This window comes from Nakamurella aerolata (assembly GCF_013002705.1).
In the GTDB taxonomy this organism is placed as follows: domain Bacteria; phylum Actinomycetota; class Actinomycetes; order Mycobacteriales; family Nakamurellaceae; genus Nakamurella; species Nakamurella aerolata.
Genome location: NZ_JABEND010000002.1, coordinates 156,994 through 175,889 on the forward strand (window position 1 = coordinate 156,994; position 18,896 = coordinate 175,889).

The 18,896-nt window shown below is 70.8% G+C and carries 18 protein-coding genes; 14 read left to right on the forward strand and 4 right to left on the reverse strand.

Features of this window, described 5'->3' with window-relative positions; translation table 11 throughout:
- The first annotated feature begins 110 nt into the window (after positions 1–110).
- The 4 genes from HKD39_RS03975 (at position 111) to HKD39_RS03990 (ending at position 1,256) form a co-directional block, all read left to right on the forward strand.
- Positions 111–281, forward strand: a complete 171-nt coding sequence (locus HKD39_RS03975) for a DUF4244 domain-containing protein (RefSeq protein WP_425488420.1) — start codon at positions 111–113, stop codon at positions 279–281.
- Between the two features lie 68 nt (positions 282–349).
- Positions 350–685, forward strand: a complete 336-nt coding sequence (locus tag HKD39_RS03980; RefSeq protein ID WP_171198554.1) for a TadE family type IV pilus minor pilin — start codon at positions 350–352, stop codon at positions 683–685.
- Complete coding sequence (locus HKD39_RS03985; protein WP_212753926.1) at positions 682–1,044, forward strand: Rv3654c family TadE-like protein; 363 nt, start codon at positions 682–684, stop codon at positions 1,042–1,044. The genes HKD39_RS03980 and HKD39_RS03985 overlap by 4 nt, the downstream gene beginning before the upstream one ends.
- A 5-nt stretch (positions 1,045–1,049) precedes the next feature.
- Positions 1,050–1,256 (forward strand): hypothetical protein, encoded by a 207-nt coding sequence (locus HKD39_RS03990; protein ID WP_171198555.1) that lies wholly within the window; start codon positions 1,050–1,052, stop codon positions 1,254–1,256.
- Positions 1,257–1,443: 187 nt separating this feature from the next.
- On the opposite strand, the gene HKD39_RS03995 is transcribed toward HKD39_RS03990, so the two are convergent.
- Positions 1,444–3,891 (reverse strand): DEAD/DEAH box helicase, encoded by a 2,448-nt coding sequence (locus HKD39_RS03995; protein ID WP_171198556.1) that lies wholly within the window; start codon positions 3,889–3,891, stop codon positions 1,444–1,446.
- 192 nt (positions 3,892–4,083) lie between these two features.
- Here HKD39_RS03995 and HKD39_RS04000 point away from each other — a divergent pair, with 192 nt between their 5' ends.
- The 9 genes from HKD39_RS04000 (at position 4,084) to HKD39_RS04040 (ending at position 16,703) form a co-directional block, all read left to right on the forward strand.
- Positions 4,084–6,345: a sodium-translocating pyrophosphatase gene (locus HKD39_RS04000; RefSeq protein WP_425488421.1), complete on the forward strand. Its 2,262-nt coding sequence runs from the start codon at positions 4,084–4,086 to the stop codon at positions 6,343–6,345.
- A 168-nt stretch (positions 6,346–6,513) separates the two neighbouring features.
- On the forward strand, positions 6,514–7,329 hold the full coding sequence (locus tag HKD39_RS04005) for a hypothetical protein (protein ID WP_171198558.1): 816 nt from the start codon (positions 6,514–6,516) through the stop codon (positions 7,327–7,329).
- Positions 7,330–7,460: 131 nt separating this feature from the next.
- Positions 7,461–8,207 (forward strand): hypothetical protein, encoded by a 747-nt coding sequence (locus HKD39_RS19925; protein ID WP_171198448.1) that lies wholly within the window; start codon positions 7,461–7,463, stop codon positions 8,205–8,207.
- A gap of 79 nt (positions 8,208–8,286) precedes the next feature.
- Entirely contained in the window at positions 8,287–9,060 is a 774-nt protein-coding gene (locus HKD39_RS04015; protein ID WP_171198559.1) for a hypothetical protein, read from the forward strand.
- A gap of 64 nt (positions 9,061–9,124) precedes the next feature.
- Positions 9,125–9,949: a hypothetical protein gene (locus HKD39_RS04020; RefSeq protein WP_171198560.1), complete on the forward strand. Its 825-nt coding sequence runs from the start codon at positions 9,125–9,127 to the stop codon at positions 9,947–9,949.
- 95 nt (positions 9,950–10,044) lie between these two features.
- Positions 10,045–10,710 carry a hypothetical protein gene (locus HKD39_RS04025; protein WP_171198561.1) on the forward strand — a complete coding sequence of 222 codons (666 nt, stop codon included), beginning with the start codon at positions 10,045–10,047 and terminating at the stop codon, positions 10,708–10,710.
- Positions 10,711–10,851: 141 nt separating this feature from the next.
- On the forward strand, positions 10,852–13,743 hold the full coding sequence (gene topA / locus HKD39_RS04030; protein ID WP_171198562.1) for a type I DNA topoisomerase: 2,892 nt from the start codon (positions 10,852–10,854) through the stop codon (positions 13,741–13,743).
- Between the two features lie 69 nt (positions 13,744–13,812).
- Positions 13,813–14,499, forward strand: a complete 687-nt coding sequence (locus HKD39_RS04035) for a hypothetical protein (protein ID WP_171198563.1) — start codon at positions 13,813–13,815, stop codon at positions 14,497–14,499.
- Entirely contained in the window at positions 14,499–16,703 is a 2,205-nt protein-coding gene (locus tag HKD39_RS04040) for an MFS transporter (protein ID WP_171198564.1), read from the forward strand. The genes HKD39_RS04035 and HKD39_RS04040 overlap by 1 nt, the downstream gene beginning before the upstream one ends.
- A 1-nt stretch (position 16,704) precedes the next feature.
- On the opposite strand, the gene HKD39_RS04045 is transcribed toward HKD39_RS04040, so the two are convergent.
- The 3 genes from HKD39_RS04045 to HKD39_RS04055 form a co-directional block, all read right to left on the reverse strand.
- Entirely contained in the window at positions 16,705–17,688 is a 984-nt protein-coding gene (locus HKD39_RS04045) for a quinone oxidoreductase family protein (protein ID WP_171198565.1), read from the reverse strand.
- 156 nt (positions 17,689–17,844) lie between these two features.
- Positions 17,845–18,234, reverse strand: coding sequence for a PIN domain-containing protein (locus HKD39_RS04050; protein WP_171198566.1), 390 nt, complete (start codon positions 18,232–18,234; stop codon positions 17,845–17,847).
- A complete protein-coding gene (locus HKD39_RS04055) occupies positions 18,231–18,449 on the reverse strand; it encodes a type II toxin-antitoxin system CcdA family antitoxin (protein ID WP_171198567.1) in 219 nt (72 codons plus the stop codon). The genes HKD39_RS04050 and HKD39_RS04055 overlap by 4 nt, the downstream gene beginning before the upstream one ends.
- An 89-nt stretch (positions 18,450–18,538) precedes the next feature.
- Between HKD39_RS04055 and HKD39_RS19930 the strand changes: the two genes are divergently transcribed.
- On the forward strand, positions 18,539–18,865 hold the full coding sequence (locus HKD39_RS19930) for a helix-turn-helix domain-containing protein (RefSeq protein ID WP_171198568.1): 327 nt from the start codon (positions 18,539–18,541) through the stop codon (positions 18,863–18,865).
- Positions 18,866–18,896: the final 31 nt, after the last annotated feature.

The window sequence follows — 18,896 nt, forward strand, 5'->3', positions numbered from 1 at the left end:
CGAAGGACCAGGTCGAGCAAAGGGCTCGGCCGTCAGAGAGAGGGGGAACTGTTGTGACACAACGGATCAGCCGTCGATGCCGACGCGGCGCGGTCGCTTTCGGGCGGGCGCTGCTGCGGCGGGCGCGAACGCGGGCCGATGCCGGGATGACGACGGTGGAGTATGCCGTCGGCACCCTGGTCGCCGCGGCGCTCGCGGCCGTGCTGTACCAGATCGTCACCGGCGAATCGGTACTCACGGGGTTGACCAATCTGGTCAACCGGGCACTGGCGGTGGTGTGACCGCGGCCCGGCCCCGGCTACCGGCGCGGCCGCACGCTCGCGACGGCCGAACGGGGGAGAGCGGCTCGGTGACGGTGGAGGCCGCCCTCTCGCTGACGGTGATCGTGGTGGTGCTGGCGGCCTGCCTCGCCGGGGTCGGGTGCGCGGTTGCGCAGATCCAATGTGTTGACGCCGCGCGGGAGGCCGCCAGGCTCGCCGCTCGCGGCGACGACGGCGCAATCGCTGCGGCACAACGGATTGCGCCGTCAGGAGCGAGCATCAGCGTCGGCACCGGCGGGACTACCGTGACGGCATCCGTCACCGTGACGCCGGTCGGCGGACTGTTGCCGGGTGTGCGGTTGTCCGCCACCGCGGTCGCCGCAAAGGAGCCCGATGCCGCCGCGAGTCCTGGTGCGCTGCCGTGAGCAACCGCCCTGCGGACTCCGGGTCCGCGACGATCCTTGCGGCGGTGGGGTTGGCGGCGATGCTGGTGCTGCTCACCCTGGGTTTGCAGGTGACCGGCGCGGTGATCGCCCGGCACCGGGCCGAGACCGCCGCCGATCTGGCGGCGCTGGCCGGCGCCGGGCAGTTGCTGCTCGGGCCGGAGGCCGGCTGCGCCGCAGCCGCGGCGATCGCCAACCAGAACGGTGCAACTGTTGCCGATTGTTCTTGGCAGGACATGGATGTGCTCGTCACCGTGCAGCTACCGGTGCACCTCGGTCCGGTGGCGTCGTCGGCCGTGGGGCGGGCCCGGGCCGGTCCGGTGCAGCAACCGTTCGGCTGAGGCCGGTGATCGGATTCGTCAGCGCCGAGATGAGTCTTCGGACAGCGCTGCGTCGGGAGATCGCCCGCAGGAACTCCGCGGCGGTGGCCTGCGGCACCGGCCGCAGAAACTCCATCACGGTCAACTCGGCACCACCGGCCAGCGAACGTTGCGCCACCAGCGCAGGCACCTGGCGGGTGCCTGCCGCCCTGCTGTACAGCAACGCCGTGTAGCGGGCGGCTGGATCGAAAGGGCTGATGCGAGCGGCATATCCACCCTGCGGCGACCGCAGCGCAAAGGCCCAGTCGCCGGCCCCGCAGTCGCTCCACCCGGCCGCGCGCAGCCGCCCGGCCAACGCCGAGTACTCGGTCGCGGAGCTCACCGACATCAAGAACGCCAGCTCGTCGTGTTCGGGCATGGTCAGCCGATCGCGGCCAGCACCTGGTTCAGTACCACCACGGCGCCGTCCTTGAACAGCGGGTGGTTTCCGTTGCCGCACTTGGGGGATTGCACGCACGACGGGCAACCGGAGCGGCAGCCGCAGGCGGCGATCGCATCCTTGGTGGCGGCGAGCCACTGGCTGATCACGCCGAAGCCGCGTTCGGCGAAGCCCGCACCCCCGGGATGGCCGTCGTAGACGATCACCGTCGGCAGGCCGGTGTCCGGATGCAGATTGCTGGACAGCCCGCCGATGTCGGATCGGTCGCACCCGGCGAACAGCGGCAGCAGGCCGATCGCGGCGTGCTCGGCGGCGTGCAGCGCACCGGCGAACGCCTCCTCGGGTAATCCGTTGCGCAGCAACAGGTTGTCGTCGAGCGTGTACCACACCGCCATGGTCGAGAGCTGCTGCTCCGGCATGTCCAGTTCAACGACGTCCAGCAGCTCGCCGCGCTTGCGGCGGCGCTGATAGCCGACCACCTGCTCGGTGGCCAGCACCGGGCCGAACGAGACCGTCACGCCCGGAAAGTGTTGCGACCGCGTGGTTCCGGTGATCTGCACGCTGGAGATCGTCTGCGGGCTGGTGGTCCAGTCCGGGTCTTCGGCGTGTACCAGGGCGATCCCGCCGGCGCCCATGCCGGCAGCGCCGTCGGCGGCGGGATCGGCGGGCAGATGCAATTCGTCCACCAGATAGCTGCGCCCCTGATGCAGGTGCACCGCCCCAGGGTGCATTGAGCCGGGGGCCCTCGATGCCCCGACCGTCCCGAGCACCCGCCCGGTGTCCGACTCGACGATAGCCACCTGGGTGCCGGTGCCGCGCAGCTCCACCTCGGCCGCAGGATGCCCAGGCTCGGTGTGGTACCAGCCCTGCGGGCGAGACCGTAACTGCTTGCCGCGCACCAGCTCCGCCAGCACCGAATGCACCCGCTCGCTGGCACCGAACAGCGCCAGCTCGTCGTTGGTGAGGCGCAGTTCCGCTGCGGCACAGCGCAAATGCGGGCCGAGCACATGCGGATTCTCCGGGTCGATCACGGCCGCCTCCACCGAGCCGCCGAACACCGCATCGGGATGATGCACGAGGTAAGTGTCCAGCGGGTCGTCGCGGGCGACGAACACCACCAGCGCCTCGTTGCCGGTGCCGTCCGAGCTGCCGGTGGCACGTCCGGCACGTCCGGCCTGCTGCCAGATCGACGCCAGCGTCCCGGGAAACCCGGCGAGCAGCGCGGCGTCCAGCCCGGCGATGTCGATGCCGAGCTCCAGCGCGTTGGTGGACGCCACTCCCAGCAATTCCCCGGAATCCAGCGCCCGTTCCAGCGCCCGCCGGTCTTCCGGCAGATACCCGCCGCGGTACGCCGCGACCCGCCCGGCCAGCTCGGGGTCGGTGCGCTCCAGCGCATGCTGCGCCGTCAGCGCCACCTGCTCGGCGCCCTGCCTGCTCCGGACGAAGGCCAGCGTGCGCACCCGCGCCGACACCAGATCGGCCAGCATCCTGGCAGCCTCGGCCGGGGCGGAACGGCGCACCGGCGCGCCGGAACCGAACCCGCCGTCGCCGCTGGTCTCCGACTCCCGCAGCAGCGGCGGCTCCCACAGCACGAACCGCCGGCCCGCGCGCGGGGCGGCGTCGTCGACAACGGCGGCCACCGGATCGGGGTTGCCGATCAGCCGGGCCGCGGCCGGCCCAGGGTCGGACACCGTCGCCGACGCCAGCACGAACACCGGATCGGCGCCGTACCGCCGGGCCAGCCGCCGCAACCGGCGCAGCACCAGGGCGACGTGCGAGCCGAACACCCCGCGGTAGGCGTGGCACTCGTCCACCACCACGTAGCGCAGCCGGCGCAGCAGCCTGGTCCAACGGTGGTGCTGCGGCAGCACTCCGCGGTGCAGCATGTCAGGGTTGGTCAGCACGAACCTGGCGTGCTCGCGCACCCAGTCGCGCTCGTCGATCGGGGTGTCGCCGTCGTAGCCGGCCGGCCGCACCCCCGGCAGCCCCAGCGACTCGACCGCGCCCAGCTGATCGGCCGTCAGCGCCTTGGTGGGGGACAGGTACAGCGCGGTCGCCCGCGGATCGTCCAGCAGCGCCGACAGCGTCGGCAGCAGGAACGCCAGCGACTTGCCCGATGCGGTTCCGGTGGCCACCACCACGTCGGTGCCGGCGGCGGCGAGCTGCGCCACCTGCGCCTGATGCCGCCACGGGCGCTCGATCCCCTTGCGCCGCAGGGCATCGCGTAGCTCGTCCGGCACGAAGCCCGGCCAGGGCACCGCGCTGCCGGCCCGCGCCGGCAGCTCCTCGACGTGAGTGATCGGGTTCTCCCAGGCCGGAACCGCACGGCGAATCACCGCGAGCGGATCGCGCGCGGTGGTTGCTGGGGCGTCCAGTCCGGCAGTCACAGACACCCATTGTGCGACGCGGCACCGACACAGCCGGGTCATTACCCAGGGTGAGGCAGCGCGCGGGAGCCGATGACGGCCACCGGCGGTGGCGTGATCTAGGGTGAGCGCGAGCACAGCGACGCGCTCCGTGGCGAGCGCCTACCCCTCCCCAGGAGCGCCGTAATGACAGCTCGACTATCCGAGCCCGTTCTGCACCAGGCCCAGCAGCTGGCCGCCTCGTCCGACCTGACCATGGGCGGCGGCGACAAGACCATCGTGGTGATCGTCGGCGTAGTGGCGCTGGTAGCGCTGGCCATCGCCTTCGTGCTGCGGGCCGGTGTGCTGGCCGCCGGGCAGGGCAGCCAGCGGATGCAGGAGATCTCGGCGGCCGTCCAGGAGGGTGCCGCCGCCTACCTGACCAGGCAGTTCCGCACCCTCGCGATCTTCGTGGTGATCGTGTTCGCGCTGCTGTTCGCGCTGCCAGCTGACAGCGCGGGCGAACGGATCGGACGCAGCATCTTCTTCCTTGTCGGTGCCGGCTTCTCCGCCGGTATCGGCTACCTGGGCATGTGGCTGGCCACCCGCGCCAACGTGCGCGTCGCGGCGGCCGCCGCCCAGGGCGACCACGCCGGCCGCGACCGGGCGATGCAGATCGCCTTCCGCACCGGCGGCACCGTCGGCCTCGCCACCACCGGCCTCGGGCTGCTGGGCGCCGCCGTTGTGGTGCTGGTGTACGTCGGCGATGCCCCGAAGGTGTTGGAGGGCTTCGGTTTCGGTGCCGCCATGCTCGCCATGTTCATGCGCGTCGGCGGCGGCATCTTCACCAAGGCCGCTGACGTCGGTGCCGACCTGGTCGGCAAGGTGGAGCAGGGCATCCCCGAGGACGACCCGCGCAACGCCGCCACCATCGCCGACAACGTGGGCGACAACGTCGGTGACTGCGCCGGTATGGCCGCCGACCTGTTCGAGAGCTATGCGGTCACCCTGGTGGCCAGCCTGATCCTCGGCAGCGCCGCCTTCGGCACCAAAGGTCTGATCTTCCCGCTGATCGTGCCGGCCATCGGCGTGCTGACCGCCATCATCGGCGTCTACATCACCAAGCCGCGGCAGGGCGAGTCCGGGCTGGTCACCATCAACCGCAGCTTCTACATCGCCGCCGGTATCTCGGCGGTGCTCTGCGCGGTGGCGGCATTCGTCTACCTGCCCAGCAGCTTCGCCGGCCTCGGCATCCCCGACGAGGGCGGCAATCCTGCGCTGATCGCCTTCATCGCGGTGATCATCGGCATCGTGCTGGCCGCGGTGATCCTGTGGCTCACCGGCTACTTCACCGACACCAACCGCAAGCCCACCCAGGACGTGGCCGCCACCTCCGTCACCGGCCCGGCCACCGTTGTGCTGTCCGGTATCTCGCTGGGCCTGGAGTCGGCGGTGTACACCGCGCTGGTGATCGGCGCGGCAGTATTCGGCGCGTTCCTGCTCTCGGCGAGCCTGCCAGTGGCGCTGTTCGCGATCGCGCTGGCCGGTTGCGGTCTGCTGACCACCGTCGGCGTGATCGTCGCGATGGACACCTTCGGCCCGATCTCCGACAACGCCCAGGGCGTCGCCGAGATGTCCGGCGAGGTGTCGGAGGCCGGCGCGCAGACCCTCACCGACCTTGACGCCGTCGGCAACACCACCAAGGCCATCACCAAGGGCATCGCGATCGCCACCGCCGTGCTCGCCGCGACCGCGCTGTTCGGCTCGTACCGCGACGCCATCACCAACGCCCTGATCAAGGCCGGCGCCGCCGCCGGCGACCTGGGCCGAGCGTTCATCACCGACATCACGGTGCCGAACGTGCTGGTCGGCGTGCTGCTGGGCGCCGCCGTGGTGTTCATGTTCTCCGGCCTTGCCATCAATGCGGTTTCCCGCGCGGCCGGCGCCGTCGTGCAGGAGGTGCGCCGGCAGTTCCGCGAGATCCCCGGGATCATGGAGGGCACCTCGCGCCCGGAGTACGGCAGGGTGGTCGACATCGTCACCCGCGACTCGCTGCGTGAACTGGCCACCCCCGGTCTGCTGGCCGTGTTCGCGCCGATCGCCGTCGGCTTCGGCCTCGGCACCGGCGCGCTGGCCGGTTACCTTGGCGGCGCCATCGCCTGCGGCACCCTGATGGCGGTGTTCCTGGCCAACTCCGGTGGCGCCTGGGACAACTCCAAGAAGCTGGTGGAAGACGGCCACTACGGCGGCAAGAGTTCGGAAGCGCACGCCGCGACCGTCATCGGCGACACCGTCGGCGACCCGTTCAAGGACACCGCCGGCCCGGCCATCAACCCGCTCATCAAGGTGATGAACCTGGTCAGCGTGCTCATCGCACCGGCCGTGGTGGCACTGTCGGTCGGCGACGGCAACAACCCGGCCGTGCGGGTCATCATCGCGCTGGTGGCGGTGGCGATCATCGTCGCGGCCGTTGTGGTGTCCAAGCGGCGGGCCAGCCGGCTGAACGACGCGCCGACCAGCACCGCCAAGGCCGCCTGACCGGACGGCGCCCACATACCGCAAGGGGCTGCCGATGGGCGCCGCCCGTCCAGGCGACGCCGGTACGGTAGGCGCTGACGTGAACGGCCGCTGCGCCGCGGCCGTTCACCTCAGTGCGACGTCATTGCGGTTGCCTCATCCCCAGCCGCTTCACCCCAGAGGTGGTTCTTGTCCCGATTCCCCGCGCCGGCCGGCGGTGCCGCTCGCGCTCGTCCTGCCGCTGGGCTGGCCGGTGCCGTCGCCATGGTGACGGTGCTGCTGGCGGGGTGCGCGCCGACCAAGTCCACCTCGGGCACCGACTCCAGCGATCCGCAGTCGATGGGCTGGGCCGCCTCCAGCGCCGCCAGCGGGTCGGCCGCTGCGGCCGGATTGTCGGACGCCTCGGCGGGCGGGACGACGGCAGGGTCCACCGGCACCAGCAGCAGCTCAGCGGCGTCGGGCAGTCGCTCCGCCGCCGGCAGCACCAAGTCCGGCAGCACCAGGAGTACCGCCACCAGCACCGCGCGGCCGAGCACCAGCAAGTCCACCGCGCCGGCGCCGTTCACCGGCAAGGACGCCGCCTTCTTCGCCGCGTTCTGCGCCCCGCTGGACAGTGATCTGACGCAGCAGCTCAAGGCGGCATCCGGTGAGGTCGACCGCGCCAGTGCCAGCAGCGCGCTGACGTCGGCGGCGGAACAGTACGACGCGGCCGCCGCCGCCATGACCAAGGCCGGCAACCCGGCCGTCAGCAACGGCGCTGCGCTGGCCCGCTCGGCCAGGACGGCCTACGCCAACATCGCGGAGGCCGCCCGCACCGGAATCGGTGCGCTCGGCAACGCCACCAGCGGCGACGCGGTGCGCCGCACCGTCCAGAACACGCTGACAACAATGCAGGCCCAGCAGGCCACCCTCGACCAATTCTCCGGGCAGCTCAACTCCGCCGCGACGCGGCAGCGGTTGGCGTCGGTTCCGGCGTGTGCCCCGCTGGTCAAGGGCAGCACGTAGCAATCCTGCGATGGTCAACGGCAGGGGAACCGATCGGCTACTGTCTTCGTCCGAGCAGGTGATGTCGCTGCGTTTGACAGCGGCGCCGGCCCGATCCGCGGGCCGCACCCCTCGACAAGGAGTCTTCGTCTATGAAGCGCATGACAGGTGTCGTGGCCGCGGCCGCGGCCGCCACTGTGATCCTGGCCGGATGCGGCAACGAGACCAGCGGCAACGCGTCCGGTGCGTCCCCAGCCGCCAACGAGCAGACCACCGATCAGCAGACCACTGACCAACAGACCACCGGCGGCACCGACAGCTCCACCGGCGGTGACTCGACCGGCGGTGACTCGACGGGCGGCGAGTCCAGCGGCGGGCAGCTCCCTGGCGGGGAATCGAGCGGCGGCGCGTCGGCGAATGCCCCGACCACTACATTCGGCGCCGACGCGCAGGCCGACGAGACCACGGTCGCCTGGATGACGACCTTCTGCGAGGGCATCAAGCCCGGCATGGAGCAGATGAAGAACTTCGGCAGCGCGGCCAGCGCCAGCGGCACCGATCCGAAATCGATGATGACCAAGTTGGCCGGCCCGATGGAGACCATGGGCAAGTCGTTCACCGACACCGCGGCCGCGCTGAAGGACAAACCGGCGCCCACGTTCTCCGGTGGCGAGGCGTTCGCCAAGACCGTTGTCGACGGGATGGGCACCATGGGAGGCAAGGTGACCGAGGTCGCCACTGCCATGAAGAACGGTGACATGGCTAAGGTCGCCGAGATGCAGAGCACCATGACCGACCTGGGCAAGACCTTCAGCGGAGTCACCACCGACCCCGCAGCCCAGAAGGTGTTCCTCTCGGTGCCGGCCTGCAAGGAGATCAAGACCGCCATGGGCGGTTGATCCTCCCGGTCCGTCCGGACCGACGCCAAACCGGGTACCGCCCATGACCAGGTACCACCAAAACAAGGAGCTCTTATCCATGAAGCGCATGACGGGCGTTGTGGCTGCTGCCGCAGCGGCGACCTTCATCCTGGCCGGCTGCAGCAACGACACGTCCGGTAACGCCTCGGGCGAGTCCCCCACCACCAACCAGCAGACCACCAACGAGCAGACCGGCACCGAACAGACCACCGACACCAACGCCGGTGACGGCGCCGACGCCAGCGGTGACACCACCGCAGACGGCGAGGACACCGCCGGCGCGGGCAGCGACACCACCGCCGGCGGCGAGGACACCGCTGGTTCGGATGCCACCGGTGCCATGGGATCGGCTGCGCCCACCACCACCGTCGGTGCAGGGGCCGAGGCCGATGAGGCCACCGTCGGCTGGTTCACCACCTACTGCGAGGGCATCAAGCCTGGTCTCGACGAGGTCAAGAACATCGGTAGCGCCGCCAGCGGCGGCAGCACCGACCCGAAGGCCATGATGACCAAGATGGGCGGCACCTTCGAGAACATGGGCAAGGCCTTCACCGACACCGCCACCGCGCTGAAGGACAAGCCTGCACCCACGTTCTCCGGCGGCGAGAACTTCGCCACCACCGCCATCGACGCGCTGACCCAGGTCGGCGGCAAGATGACCGAGACCGCCGACGCCATGAAGAGCGGTGACGTGGCCAAGCTCTCCGAGATGCAGACCACCATGTCGGAGCTGAGCAAGGTGTTCTCCGGGATGAGCGCCGATCCGGCCGCCACCAAGGTGATCCAGTCGATCCCGGCCTGCAAGAACCTGACGTCCTCCATGGGCGGCTGATTCCTGCCGCCGACGTCCCGATGCGTGGGACGTACCGCCCCCCCGACCCCCAAGGAGCAGCACCATGAGCAAGCGCATCACCGTTGTGGTGGCCGCGGCCGCGGCTGCCAGCATCGTCCTGGCCGGTTGCAGTAACGACAGCGGCACCGCCAGCTCGGCGCCCACCACGTCCACCACCAGCGAGCAGACCACCGACAACGGCGCCGCCGCCGGTTCTTCCGACAGCGGCGCCACCGCCGGCGACACCGCCGGCGGTTCGGACACCGCTGGCAGCACCGATGGCGCCGGTTCCTCGGAGGACGCCGGGGCGACCGACAGCGCCGGTGCGGGTTCCACCGACGAGGCCGGATCGTCCGCGGCGGGCGCTGCCGGCGGCGGCGAAGCGTCCGGTGCCGACAGCTCGGACAGCACCACGTCGCAGACCCCGACCACCACGGTCGGTGCCGGCGCGACGGCCGACGAGGCCACCGTCACCTGGCTCACCACCATGTGCGAGGGTCTCACGCCGATCACCACGATCGACGCCTCCTCGCTGATGTCCAAGGTGGACCCGAAGGATCCGCAGGGTTCGATGAAGACCATGGGCGACGAACTGGGCAAGCTCGGCTCGGCAATGACGGACACCGCCGACAAGCTGAAGAACCTGGACCCCCCCAGCTTCGAAGGTGGCGAGGCGCTCGCCACCAAGATGACCGACGGGCTGAGCAAGATCGGCGGGGAGATGAGCTCCACCGCCGAGAAGTTGGCCGCCGGTGACACCAGCGCTGCCACCAGCTTCCCGGCCAAGATGCAGGAGATGGGCAGCTTGTTCGATGGCATGCAGACCGACAAGGCCGTCAACGACGTCGTCAGGAGCATCCCGGCCTGCCAGAAGTTGAACAACAGCTGACGACCCGACCACGCGTCGGTTCGACGGCCGGCTCCCCGCCAGGGGTGCCGGCCGTCGGCGTCTGTCGGGCACGGGGGCTGGCTTACGCTGCCGGGGTGGAGCAGATCTCGCTGTTCGCCGCTGATGTCGCCGAGCCGTTGCTCGACGACCTCGGCGGGCTGTTGGCCGCCAACGGTCAACTGGCCAGGGGAGCGGCGGGTACCCGGCTGTCCATTCTGCTCGGCCCAGCCACCGGCCCGACCAGCGCCGCCGGCACCGGCCCCGCCGAGACCGGCTCCACCGACGCCGACTACACCGACGAGGTGCTGGCGCGCGCCGACGCGCTGGTCGCCGAGTGTGACCGGCGCGGGATCGGCGCGCAGCGGAGCATCGAGGGTGACCGGGTGCTGGTCAGTACGGACCGGCTGCCGGAGCTGAATGCGCTCGCCGACGCCTGGACCCGCGGTTCGGTGAAACGGGTCCCGGAATTTCCGGCGCCGCCGGGCGGTTTTCTCCGCTGCTGGGCGTTGGCGGCCGGGCACAGCGAGCCGGCCGGCTATCTGCTGCGGACCGACCCGCAGGCCGAACAGCTGCTGCCACCGCTGGCGGCGGCGCTCTCGGCGATCGGGCTCACCGGTTCCATCCTCGGTTCCCGAGGGGGTGGCCCCGGGGTGCGTATTGTCGGCAGGCGGCGACTGCGCCGCCTGGTCGAACTGCTCGGGACGGCGCCGGCGGGCCTGACGGTGGGGGCGTTCCCGGCCGTCGAGCAGGCCTCCCGCTGATCCGGCACCGTTTGCCCTGGCTCGGCGTTTCGCGGCGGCACGTGGCATCATGCGCCGACAGCACTACCGCGTTCGGTGTCCGGCCGCACGCGCTCCGGCAGCGCGGCTCGGCATCTCACGAAGGACGACAGGACGTACGACATGGCAGCACGCAAGGCACCCGACGGCCAGCTTCGGCTGGTGGTGGTCGAATCGCCCAGCAAGGCGAAGACCATCGCGGGCTACCTCGGCGACGGTTATGTCGTCGACTCGTCCGTCGGGCACATCAGAGACCTGCCGCGCGGCGCGGCCGACGTCCCGGCCAAATACAAAGGCCAGCCGTGGGCCCGGCTCGGCGTCAACACCGAACACGACTTCGAGCCGCTGTACGTCGTCAGCCCGGAGAAGAAGGGCAAGGTCGCCGAGCTGAAGAAGTTGCTCTCCGGCGCGACCGAGCTCTACCTGGCCACGGATGAGGACCGTGAGGGCGAGGCCATCGCCTGGCACCTGGTGCAGACCCTGCAGCCCAAGGTGCCGGTCAAGCGGATGGTGTTCCACGAGATCACCCCGTCGGCGATCCAGCACGCGGTCGACAACCCGCGGTCGATCAACGATCACCTGGTCGACGCGCAGGAGACTCGCCGCATCCTCGACCGGCTGTACGGCTACGAGGTCTCTCCGGTGCTGTGGAAGAAGGTGATGCCGAAGCTGTCCGCCGGGCGCGTGCAGTCGGTGGTCACCCGGCTGGTGGTGGAGCGGGAGCGCGCCAGGATGGCGTTCGTCTCCGGCATCTACTGGGGCATCGACGCCCAGTTCGCGCGGCGGCTGCCGGAATCCGGTGCCGAGGGTGCTGCGCAGCCGTTCGCGGCCAGCCTGGCCACCGTCGACGGCAAGCGGCTCGCGGTGGGCCGGGATTTCGACGACGCCACCGGCGCCGTCAAGGCCACCTCCGACGTGCTGCTGCTGGACGGCGACGGCGCCCAGCAGCTCATCGACGGGCTGCTGGCCGGCACCGCCGAGGTCAGCTCGGTGGAGGAAAAGCCGTACACCCGCAAGCCTTATCCGCCGTTCATGACGTCCACCCTGCAGCAGGAGGCGGGCCGCAAGCTCGGCTTCTCGTCCGAGCGGGCGATGCGCACAGCGCAGCGGCTGTACGAGGGTGGATACATCACCTATATGCGTACCGACTCGACGACGTTGAGCCAGACCGCGCTGGACGCCGCCAGGTCGCAGGCTCGGCAGCTGTACGGCAACGAGTACGTGCCGGACGCGCCGCGGCAGTACACCAAGAAGGTCAAGAGCGCCCAGGAGGCGCACGAGGCGATCCGTCCGGCCGGAGACAGCTTCCGGACGCCCGGCGAGCTCACCGGCAAGCTCTCGTCCGACGAGTTCCGGATGTACGAGCTGATCTGGCAGCGCACCATCGCCTCCCAGATGGTCGACGCCAAGGGCCTGACGCTGCAGGTGCGGATCAACGCCACCACCGGCGCCACCGAGGTCGCGGTGGATGGCACGCTCTGCGTCTTCAATGCCTCCGGCCGCACCATCACCTTCCCCGGCTTCCTGCGGGCCTACGTCGAGACCGTCGACGCCGAGGCCGGCGGCGAGGCCGACGACGCCGAAAAGCGTTTGCCCAAGCTGGAAGTCGGCCACCAGCTCGACATCCGTGAGTTGATCCCCGGACAGCACGCCACCACCCCGCCGGCCAGGTACACCGAACCCAGCCTGATCAAGGTGATGGAGGACACCGGCATCGGCCGGCCGTCCACCTACGCCAGCATCATCCGCACCATCACCGACCGCGGCTACGTCTGGCGCAAGGGCCAGGCGTTGGTGCCGAGCTGGATCGCCTTCGCCGTTGTCGGGCTGATGGAACGGCACTTCGGCCGGTTGGTCGACTACAACTTCACCGCGGCCATGGAGGACGAACTCGACCAGATCGCCAACGGCGACATCGGCCGGGTGCCGTGGCTGACCTCCTTCTACTTCGGCGGCGACCTCGGCCCGTCCGGCGGGGTGGGCAAGGCCGGTGGGCTGAAGAAGCTGGTCGGTGAGAACCTCGAGGAGATCGACGCCCGCGAGGTGAACTCGCTGCCGCTGCTCAAGGACGCCGCCGGACGGCAGGTGTTCGTGCGGGTCGGCCGTTACGGGCCGTACCTGGAGCGGGCCGCGCTGGCCAGCACCGACACCAGTGCCGATGCCGCCGCCGGGGGCGGGGGTGAGGCCGGGGAAGCCGCGCCGCAGACCGAGCGGGCCAACCTGCCGGACGACCTGGCGCCGGACGAGGTGACCCCGGAGACCGTCGATGAGCTGTTCAGCCGGGCCGAGGCCGGCGACCGCGAGCTTGGCACCGACCCGGCCACCGGGCACGTCATCGTCGCCAAGGACGGGCGCTACGGCCCGTACGTCACCGAGGTGTTGCCCGAACCCGAGGGTGCCGAGGCGCCGAAGAAGGGCGCCAAGAAGGTGGCTGGACCCAAGCCGCGCACCGGTTCACTGCTCAAGGACATGCGGCTGGAGACGGTCACCCTCGACGACGCGCTCAAGCTGCTGTCGCTGCCGCGGGTGGTCGGCAAGGACCCTGAGTCCGGCGACGAGATCACCGCGCAGAACGGCCGGTACGGGCCGTACCTGAAAAAGGGCACCGATTCTCGGTCGCTGGCCACCGAGGAACAGATGTTCACCATCACCCTGGACGAGGCGCTGGCGATCTACGCCCAGCCCAAGACCAGGGGCCGGCAGGCCGCGGCCGCCGCGCCGCTGCGGGAACTGGGTGCCGACCCGGCCACCGGCAAGCCGATGGTGATCAAGGACGGCCGGTTCGGACCGTACGTCACCGACGGTGAGACCAACGCCTCGCTGCGCAAGGGTGACGAGGTGGAGTCGATCGCGGTGGAACGCGCGGCCGAGTTGCTGGCCGAGCGGCGGGCCCGCGGGCCGGCTCCCAAGCGCACCCGCAAGACCGCCACCAAGACCGCGGCGTCGAAGGCCGGGACCAAGACCGGGACCAAACGCGCCACCACCCGCAAGACCACCGCCAAGAAGAGCAGTTAGCGCCGAAATCAGGGTGCTTGTGGGGTTGTCCCTGCCCGTGGCGGCGGTCCGGCCTCTTACCATCGAGCCATGACGACACCGGTGGGCACGCAAGCGGGTGCCGAGCGGGCTGAGCGTGCCGAGCGGGCTCTGCGCGGTGCCCGCTTCACCGACGCGCTCACCGGCCCGGACGGCACCGCTGCGGTGGCGCCGGCCGATGCCTTCGGCGATGCGTTGAGCGTGCGGTTCCTGCCGCTGGACGGTGCCGGATCGGCGCGGGCCGGCGGGGCCGCTCCGGATGCTGCTCCCGGCGGCGCGGATCCGGCGGCCAGGGCCGGCCGGGAAGCGCAGGCGGTGGCCGCGGCCACCGTGCGGGACGCGCAGGCGGCGGCGCAAGCGGCAGCCAAGGCAGCGGTGCGCGCGCCGGCTCGGCCCAGCCAACCGCCAGCGACCCGGCCGCCGGCCCGCCCGGCCGCCCCACCCGCCGCCAGGCAGTCAGCACAGCGGCCCCAGTCAACACCGCCGGCCCGGTCAACACAGCCGGCCCAGTCAGCACCGTCGGCAGCGCAGCCGCCCGGCATCATCACCGCCGCCCGGGCGGCCAGGGCTGACACCGGACAACGCGCCCGGTCCGGGTCAGCCGGAAAGACCGGGCCGAAGAAGACCGGCATCGGCAACATCGTCGGGACGCTGATCTTCCTGCTCGTCATTCTGTTCGGCTCAGGGGCCGGCCAGGAGCTGCTGCGGCTGCTCGGCGACCTGTTCGGAAACCGCTAGTGGGCGCCGCGCCCAGCTCCACCGGTGACGCCGCAGCCGGCCGACAGCCGTCGGCCCTCGGTTCGCTGCTGCGCATCCCGGTCTTCCGCCGGGTCTGGGCCGGCATCACCTTCTCCAGCCTCGGCGACTGGCTCGGTCTGCTGGCAACGACGGCGCTGGCCGCGTTCCTGACGCGGGACGCCTCATCGATCGCGCAGGGCGCGGCGATCTCCGGGGTGCTGGTCACCCGGTTGCTGCCCGACCTGATTCTCGGCCCGGTCGCCGGCTCCCTGGTTGACCGGCTGGACCGGCGCAAGGTGGCGGTGATCTGCGACTCGCTCGCCGGCCTGCTGTACCTGGTGATCGCGTTCTCGCCGAACATCACGGTGCTGCTGGTCGGCCAGTTCCTGGTGGAGGCTGTCGGGTTGTTCTCGACGCCGGCCAAGCAGGCGATGTGGGTCAACATCGTGCCGCGGGAACGGCTGGCCCTTGCCAACCAGATCAATTACGTCTCGATCTACGGCATGGTGCCGGTGGCGTCGGTGCTGTTCGCGCTGCTGTCCACCACGGCGCAGTTCTTCATGCCGAGCCAGGAGCAGGTGACGGCGTCCACCACGCTGATCTCCGGCTCGGCGTCACGGTTCGCCGTCACCACCGCGCTGATCTTCAACGCAGCCACCTTCTTCATCTCGGCGGCGATCATCTACTTCTCGCGCCGGCAGATCCCCGCGTTCGTCGGGGAGCGGTCGACCTCGCAGAGCGTGTTCTCGCTGATCCGCGAGGGCTTCAGGTTCATCAAGAACTCGCGGGTGATGCGGGCGCTCTACCTGGGCATCCTCGGGGCGTTCGGTGCCGGCGGCTTGGTGGCGGGGGTGGCGCAGTCGTACGTTGCGCTGCTGGGCGCCGGCAACGCCGGCTACGGCATCTTGTTCGGGGCGGTCTTCACCGGCCTCGCCCTCGGCATGCTGGTGGGCCCCAAGGTTTTTCCTGCTATGTCGCGGCGGCTCGTGTTCACCGCCTCCATCGGCGTCGCCGGGGTGATGCTGCTGCTGATGGCGCTGATCCCGGACTTCGTCGGGGCGGTGTTCACCGCGGTGGCGATGGGTCTGGCCGCGGGAATCGCCTGGATCACCGGGTTCACCATGATCGGGCACGAGGTGTCGGACCAGTTGCGCGGCCGGGTGTTCGGCTTCGTGATGAGCTCGGTGCGGCTGATCCTGCTGGGCGCCATCGCGGTCGGCCCGGTGTTGGCCGGGGCGCTCGGCGTGCACACGATCACCATCGGTGCGTTCGAGCTGACGCTGGCCGGCCCGGCGCTGGTGCTCGGGGTCGGCGGGTTGCTGGCGATCGCGGTGTCACTGATCGCCGGACGGCAGGCCGGCGGGTTGAAGATGTCGCTGTTCGCCAGGATGATGCGGCGGCGCCGGCTGCTGGCGGAACGGCACGACCAACCGGGGCTGATGATCGCCGTTGAGGGCGCCGACGACGCGGCCGTCACGGCGATGGCGGCGGCGGTCCGGGAGCACCTGGCCGACGACGGCTGGGACGTGCGCGCCGAGCGCACCGAGGTGCCGGCCGCCGAGCGCGACGGCGAGGCCAGGCCGACCGTCGGGCAGGCCCTGCGCGGCATGGCGCAACTGTCCGACCGGTTGACCAGCGAGGTGGACCCGGCGCTGGACGCCGGCGCCATCGTGGTGTTCGACCGGTACGTCGACTCGGTGATCGTCCGGTTCGGCTCGCTCGGCGAGCCGGACGAGGATCGCCTGGTGCGGTTGGGGCTGTGGGTGGTGCGCGGGTGGCCGGATCTCACCATCGTGGTGGACTCCGAACTGTCCGATGACGATCCGGCGGCGCTGGCCGCGCCCATCGAGGCCGGCGCTGCGCCCGCCGATCCCACCGACCCGACGCAGGTGGCGACCAATGCCTACCGCGAGCGGGCGGCGTCGGCGCCGGAGCGGTATCTGCGGGTGGCCCCGTTGGCCGCCGCGGTGTCCGGGCCGGCGGCGTTGCCGGACGATCTGGTCGAGCGGATCAACTCGGTGATCCGGGTGCGCAGCCCGCACCGGCTGCGGCCGGAGGCAGGTCAGGCGGTCGGTGGGGCGGGACAGAGCGGCGAGCTGGAGCCGGTCGCCGAGCCGGCGGCCGAGGCGGTCGCCGACCCGGCGTCGTCGGTGCGTCCGGAGACGCCGGCCGGCAGCCAGGACGGGGTGCCGCACCGCGGCTGATTCAACCGAACGCGACCACGTACTTGCCCGGTGCGGTTCCGCCGGCCAGAGCGTCGTGCGTTGCGGGCACCTGATCGATCCCGTTGCGCAGCACCACCTCGGGGCGCACCCGACCGGCTGCGACGGCCCGGAACACCGTGTCCATGGCGTCGGCCACCAGCCGCGGCTGCTGGGTCGAGGTGGTGGCGATGCTGAACCCGCCGATGCTGACATTGCTGCTCATCAGCCCGGCCGGATCGGGCAGCGGAGCCGGCGCCGCGCCGCCGGCGTTGCCGAACAGCAGCACGGTGCCGCCGCCGGCGGCCAGTTCCAGGTCGGCGCCAAGTTCCTTGCTGCCCAACGGATCCAACACCAGATCGAAGGGACCGGTCAGCTTGCGCTGCCAACCGTCGTCACGCACCAGCACCGTCGGATAGCCCCAGGCTGCCGCGGTGTCCACTCGGCTCGCGGAGCCCACGACGCCGACCAGCTCGTCGACGCCGTGCAACGGTGCCAGGGCCGCGAGCGCCTGGCCGACGCCGCCGGCGGCGGAGTGCACCAGCACCCTGCTGGGTGCATCCGGTCCGGCCAGGCCGCTGGGCAGGTGACGCAGCAGCAGTTCCGCTGTCGCCCAGGCCGTTGGTACCGCCGCCGCCACTGCTGAATCGACCGACTCCGGCACCCCGGTGACCAGATCCGCCGGAACGCAGACCTTTTCGGCCAGACCGCCGCAGGCGAGGAAGCCGGCCACCCGCTGCCCCTGCAGTTCCGCCGCGGTGCCGGCGCCGAGCGCGGTGACGGTGCCGACCACCTCAATACCAGGGACGATCGGCCACTGCGGCACGTACGCGCGGTCGCCGCGGCGCATCAGGATGTCCTTGAAGTTGATCCCGGCGTGGGTGACGTCGATCAGGACCTCGCCCTCGCCCGGGGTCGGGTCGGCCCGCTCGACGATCTCGGTGTTGCTGGCATCTGCTGCCGGTCCGGTGAACTGCACAACGCGCATGAGCACTCCCTCAAGTAGTTCGATGAATATCGAAGTCGTGTCCCGAACCGTAACCGGTATTTCGACAAACATCGAAGAAGTGTGCCCGGTGTCACGGCGCGGCGACGGAGAAATCGATGGGCGGGCGAAGCCCGCCAATGCGCCGGTCGGGTGCCGTCAGGAGCCGGCGCGGATGACCTCGCACAGTGGCTCCGCGCGGGCGAGCCGAGCGTCGGTGGTGAGCAGCGGGCACGCCAATCGCTCGGCCAGGGCGACGTAGAGTCCGTCGAGCACCCGGATCGCAGCGCGTAGCTCGAAGGCACGCAGCAGCAGCGCCTCGTCCAGCGGGAACACCTGCTGGGTCAGCGTGGCTGCCTCCTTGAGCGCCCGCCTGGCGGCTGCGGCGCTCAGCTCGTCGGCTCGGTGCAACCGGCTGATTGCCGACGTCACCTCGGCGAGTTGATGTGCAGGAGCGGCGATGCGTTGATCGAGGTGAGCAAGCACGGCGTCGCGATGCGGCCGATCGGCTACCGCGTCGACGAGGGCAGAAGCATCGAGAACGATCACGACCCGAAGTCGTCGCGCGCGGCGCTCATCAGGTCTTCGGTCGTGATGGCGGTGCGCCGCAACGGACGTTTGCGGGCGCGTGCGATCCATTCGGCGTTGCTCGCCTTGGCAAGCTCGGTGCTGAAGGCGCGCTGAGCGATCTGGGAAATGGGCAGGTCGCGGCGCCGGAGTTCGGCGTACATCTCGTCGGGGACGTAGACGTTGACCTTTGGCATACCCACAATGTACCCCCAACGGCTCCACGAGGCAGCGCCGAAGAATTGCTGCGTACGCTGTGGTTGGACATTCATCGAAGGAGCCCATCGTGCCTACCACTAGCAGCCGCACCCGGGCGGGCAAGGCGGCGACAGTAGCGCCGGCGCCGTCCGAGACGGCCGCGGTTTTCCATGCGCTCGGCGACCCGAACCGGTTGGCCATCGTGCGGCAGTTGCTAGCGGACGCCGAAAAGGCCTGCGGCAGCTTCGATGTCGACATCACCGCCTCGACGCTGAGCCATCACTTCAAGGTGCTTCGCGAGGCTCGCGTCATCGAGCAGCGGGCCGACGGGTACCGCAAGCTCAACACCATCCACCCGTTCCTACGGGCGCACTTCCCCGGGCTGCTGGCCGACCTGGCCGGCGTGGACGGCTAGCAGCGCGGCTCGGGCGGGCGGGGCGATGACC

Coding starts and splice junctions, on each gene's coding strand:
- HKD39_RS03995 (WP_171198556.1), bottom strand. CDS start 3,891: ATGACCCGGCTGTGTCGGTGCCGCGTCGCACAATGGGTGTCTGTGACT.
- HKD39_RS04000 (WP_425488421.1), top strand. CDS start 4,084: ATGGGCGGCGGCGACAAGACCATCGTGGTGATCGTCGGCGTAGTGGCG.
- HKD39_RS19925 (WP_171198448.1), top strand. CDS start 7,461: ATGAAGCGCATGACAGGTGTCGTGGCCGCGGCCGCGGCCGCCACTGTG.
- HKD39_RS04015 (WP_171198559.1), top strand. CDS start 8,287: ATGAAGCGCATGACGGGCGTTGTGGCTGCTGCCGCAGCGGCGACCTTC.
- HKD39_RS04020 (WP_171198560.1), top strand. CDS start 9,125: ATGAGCAAGCGCATCACCGTTGTGGTGGCCGCGGCCGCGGCTGCCAGC.
- topA (WP_171198562.1), top strand. CDS start 10,852: ATGGCAGCACGCAAGGCACCCGACGGCCAGCTTCGGCTGGTGGTGGTC.
- HKD39_RS04035 (WP_171198563.1), top strand. CDS start 13,813: ATGACGACACCGGTGGGCACGCAAGCGGGTGCCGAGCGGGCTGAGCGT.
- HKD39_RS04045 (WP_171198565.1), bottom strand. CDS start 17,688: ATGCGCGTTGTGCAGTTCACCGGACCGGCAGCAGATGCCAGCAACACC.
- HKD39_RS04055 (WP_171198567.1), bottom strand. CDS start 18,449: ATGCCAAAGGTCAACGTCTACGTCCCCGACGAGATGTACGCCGAACTC.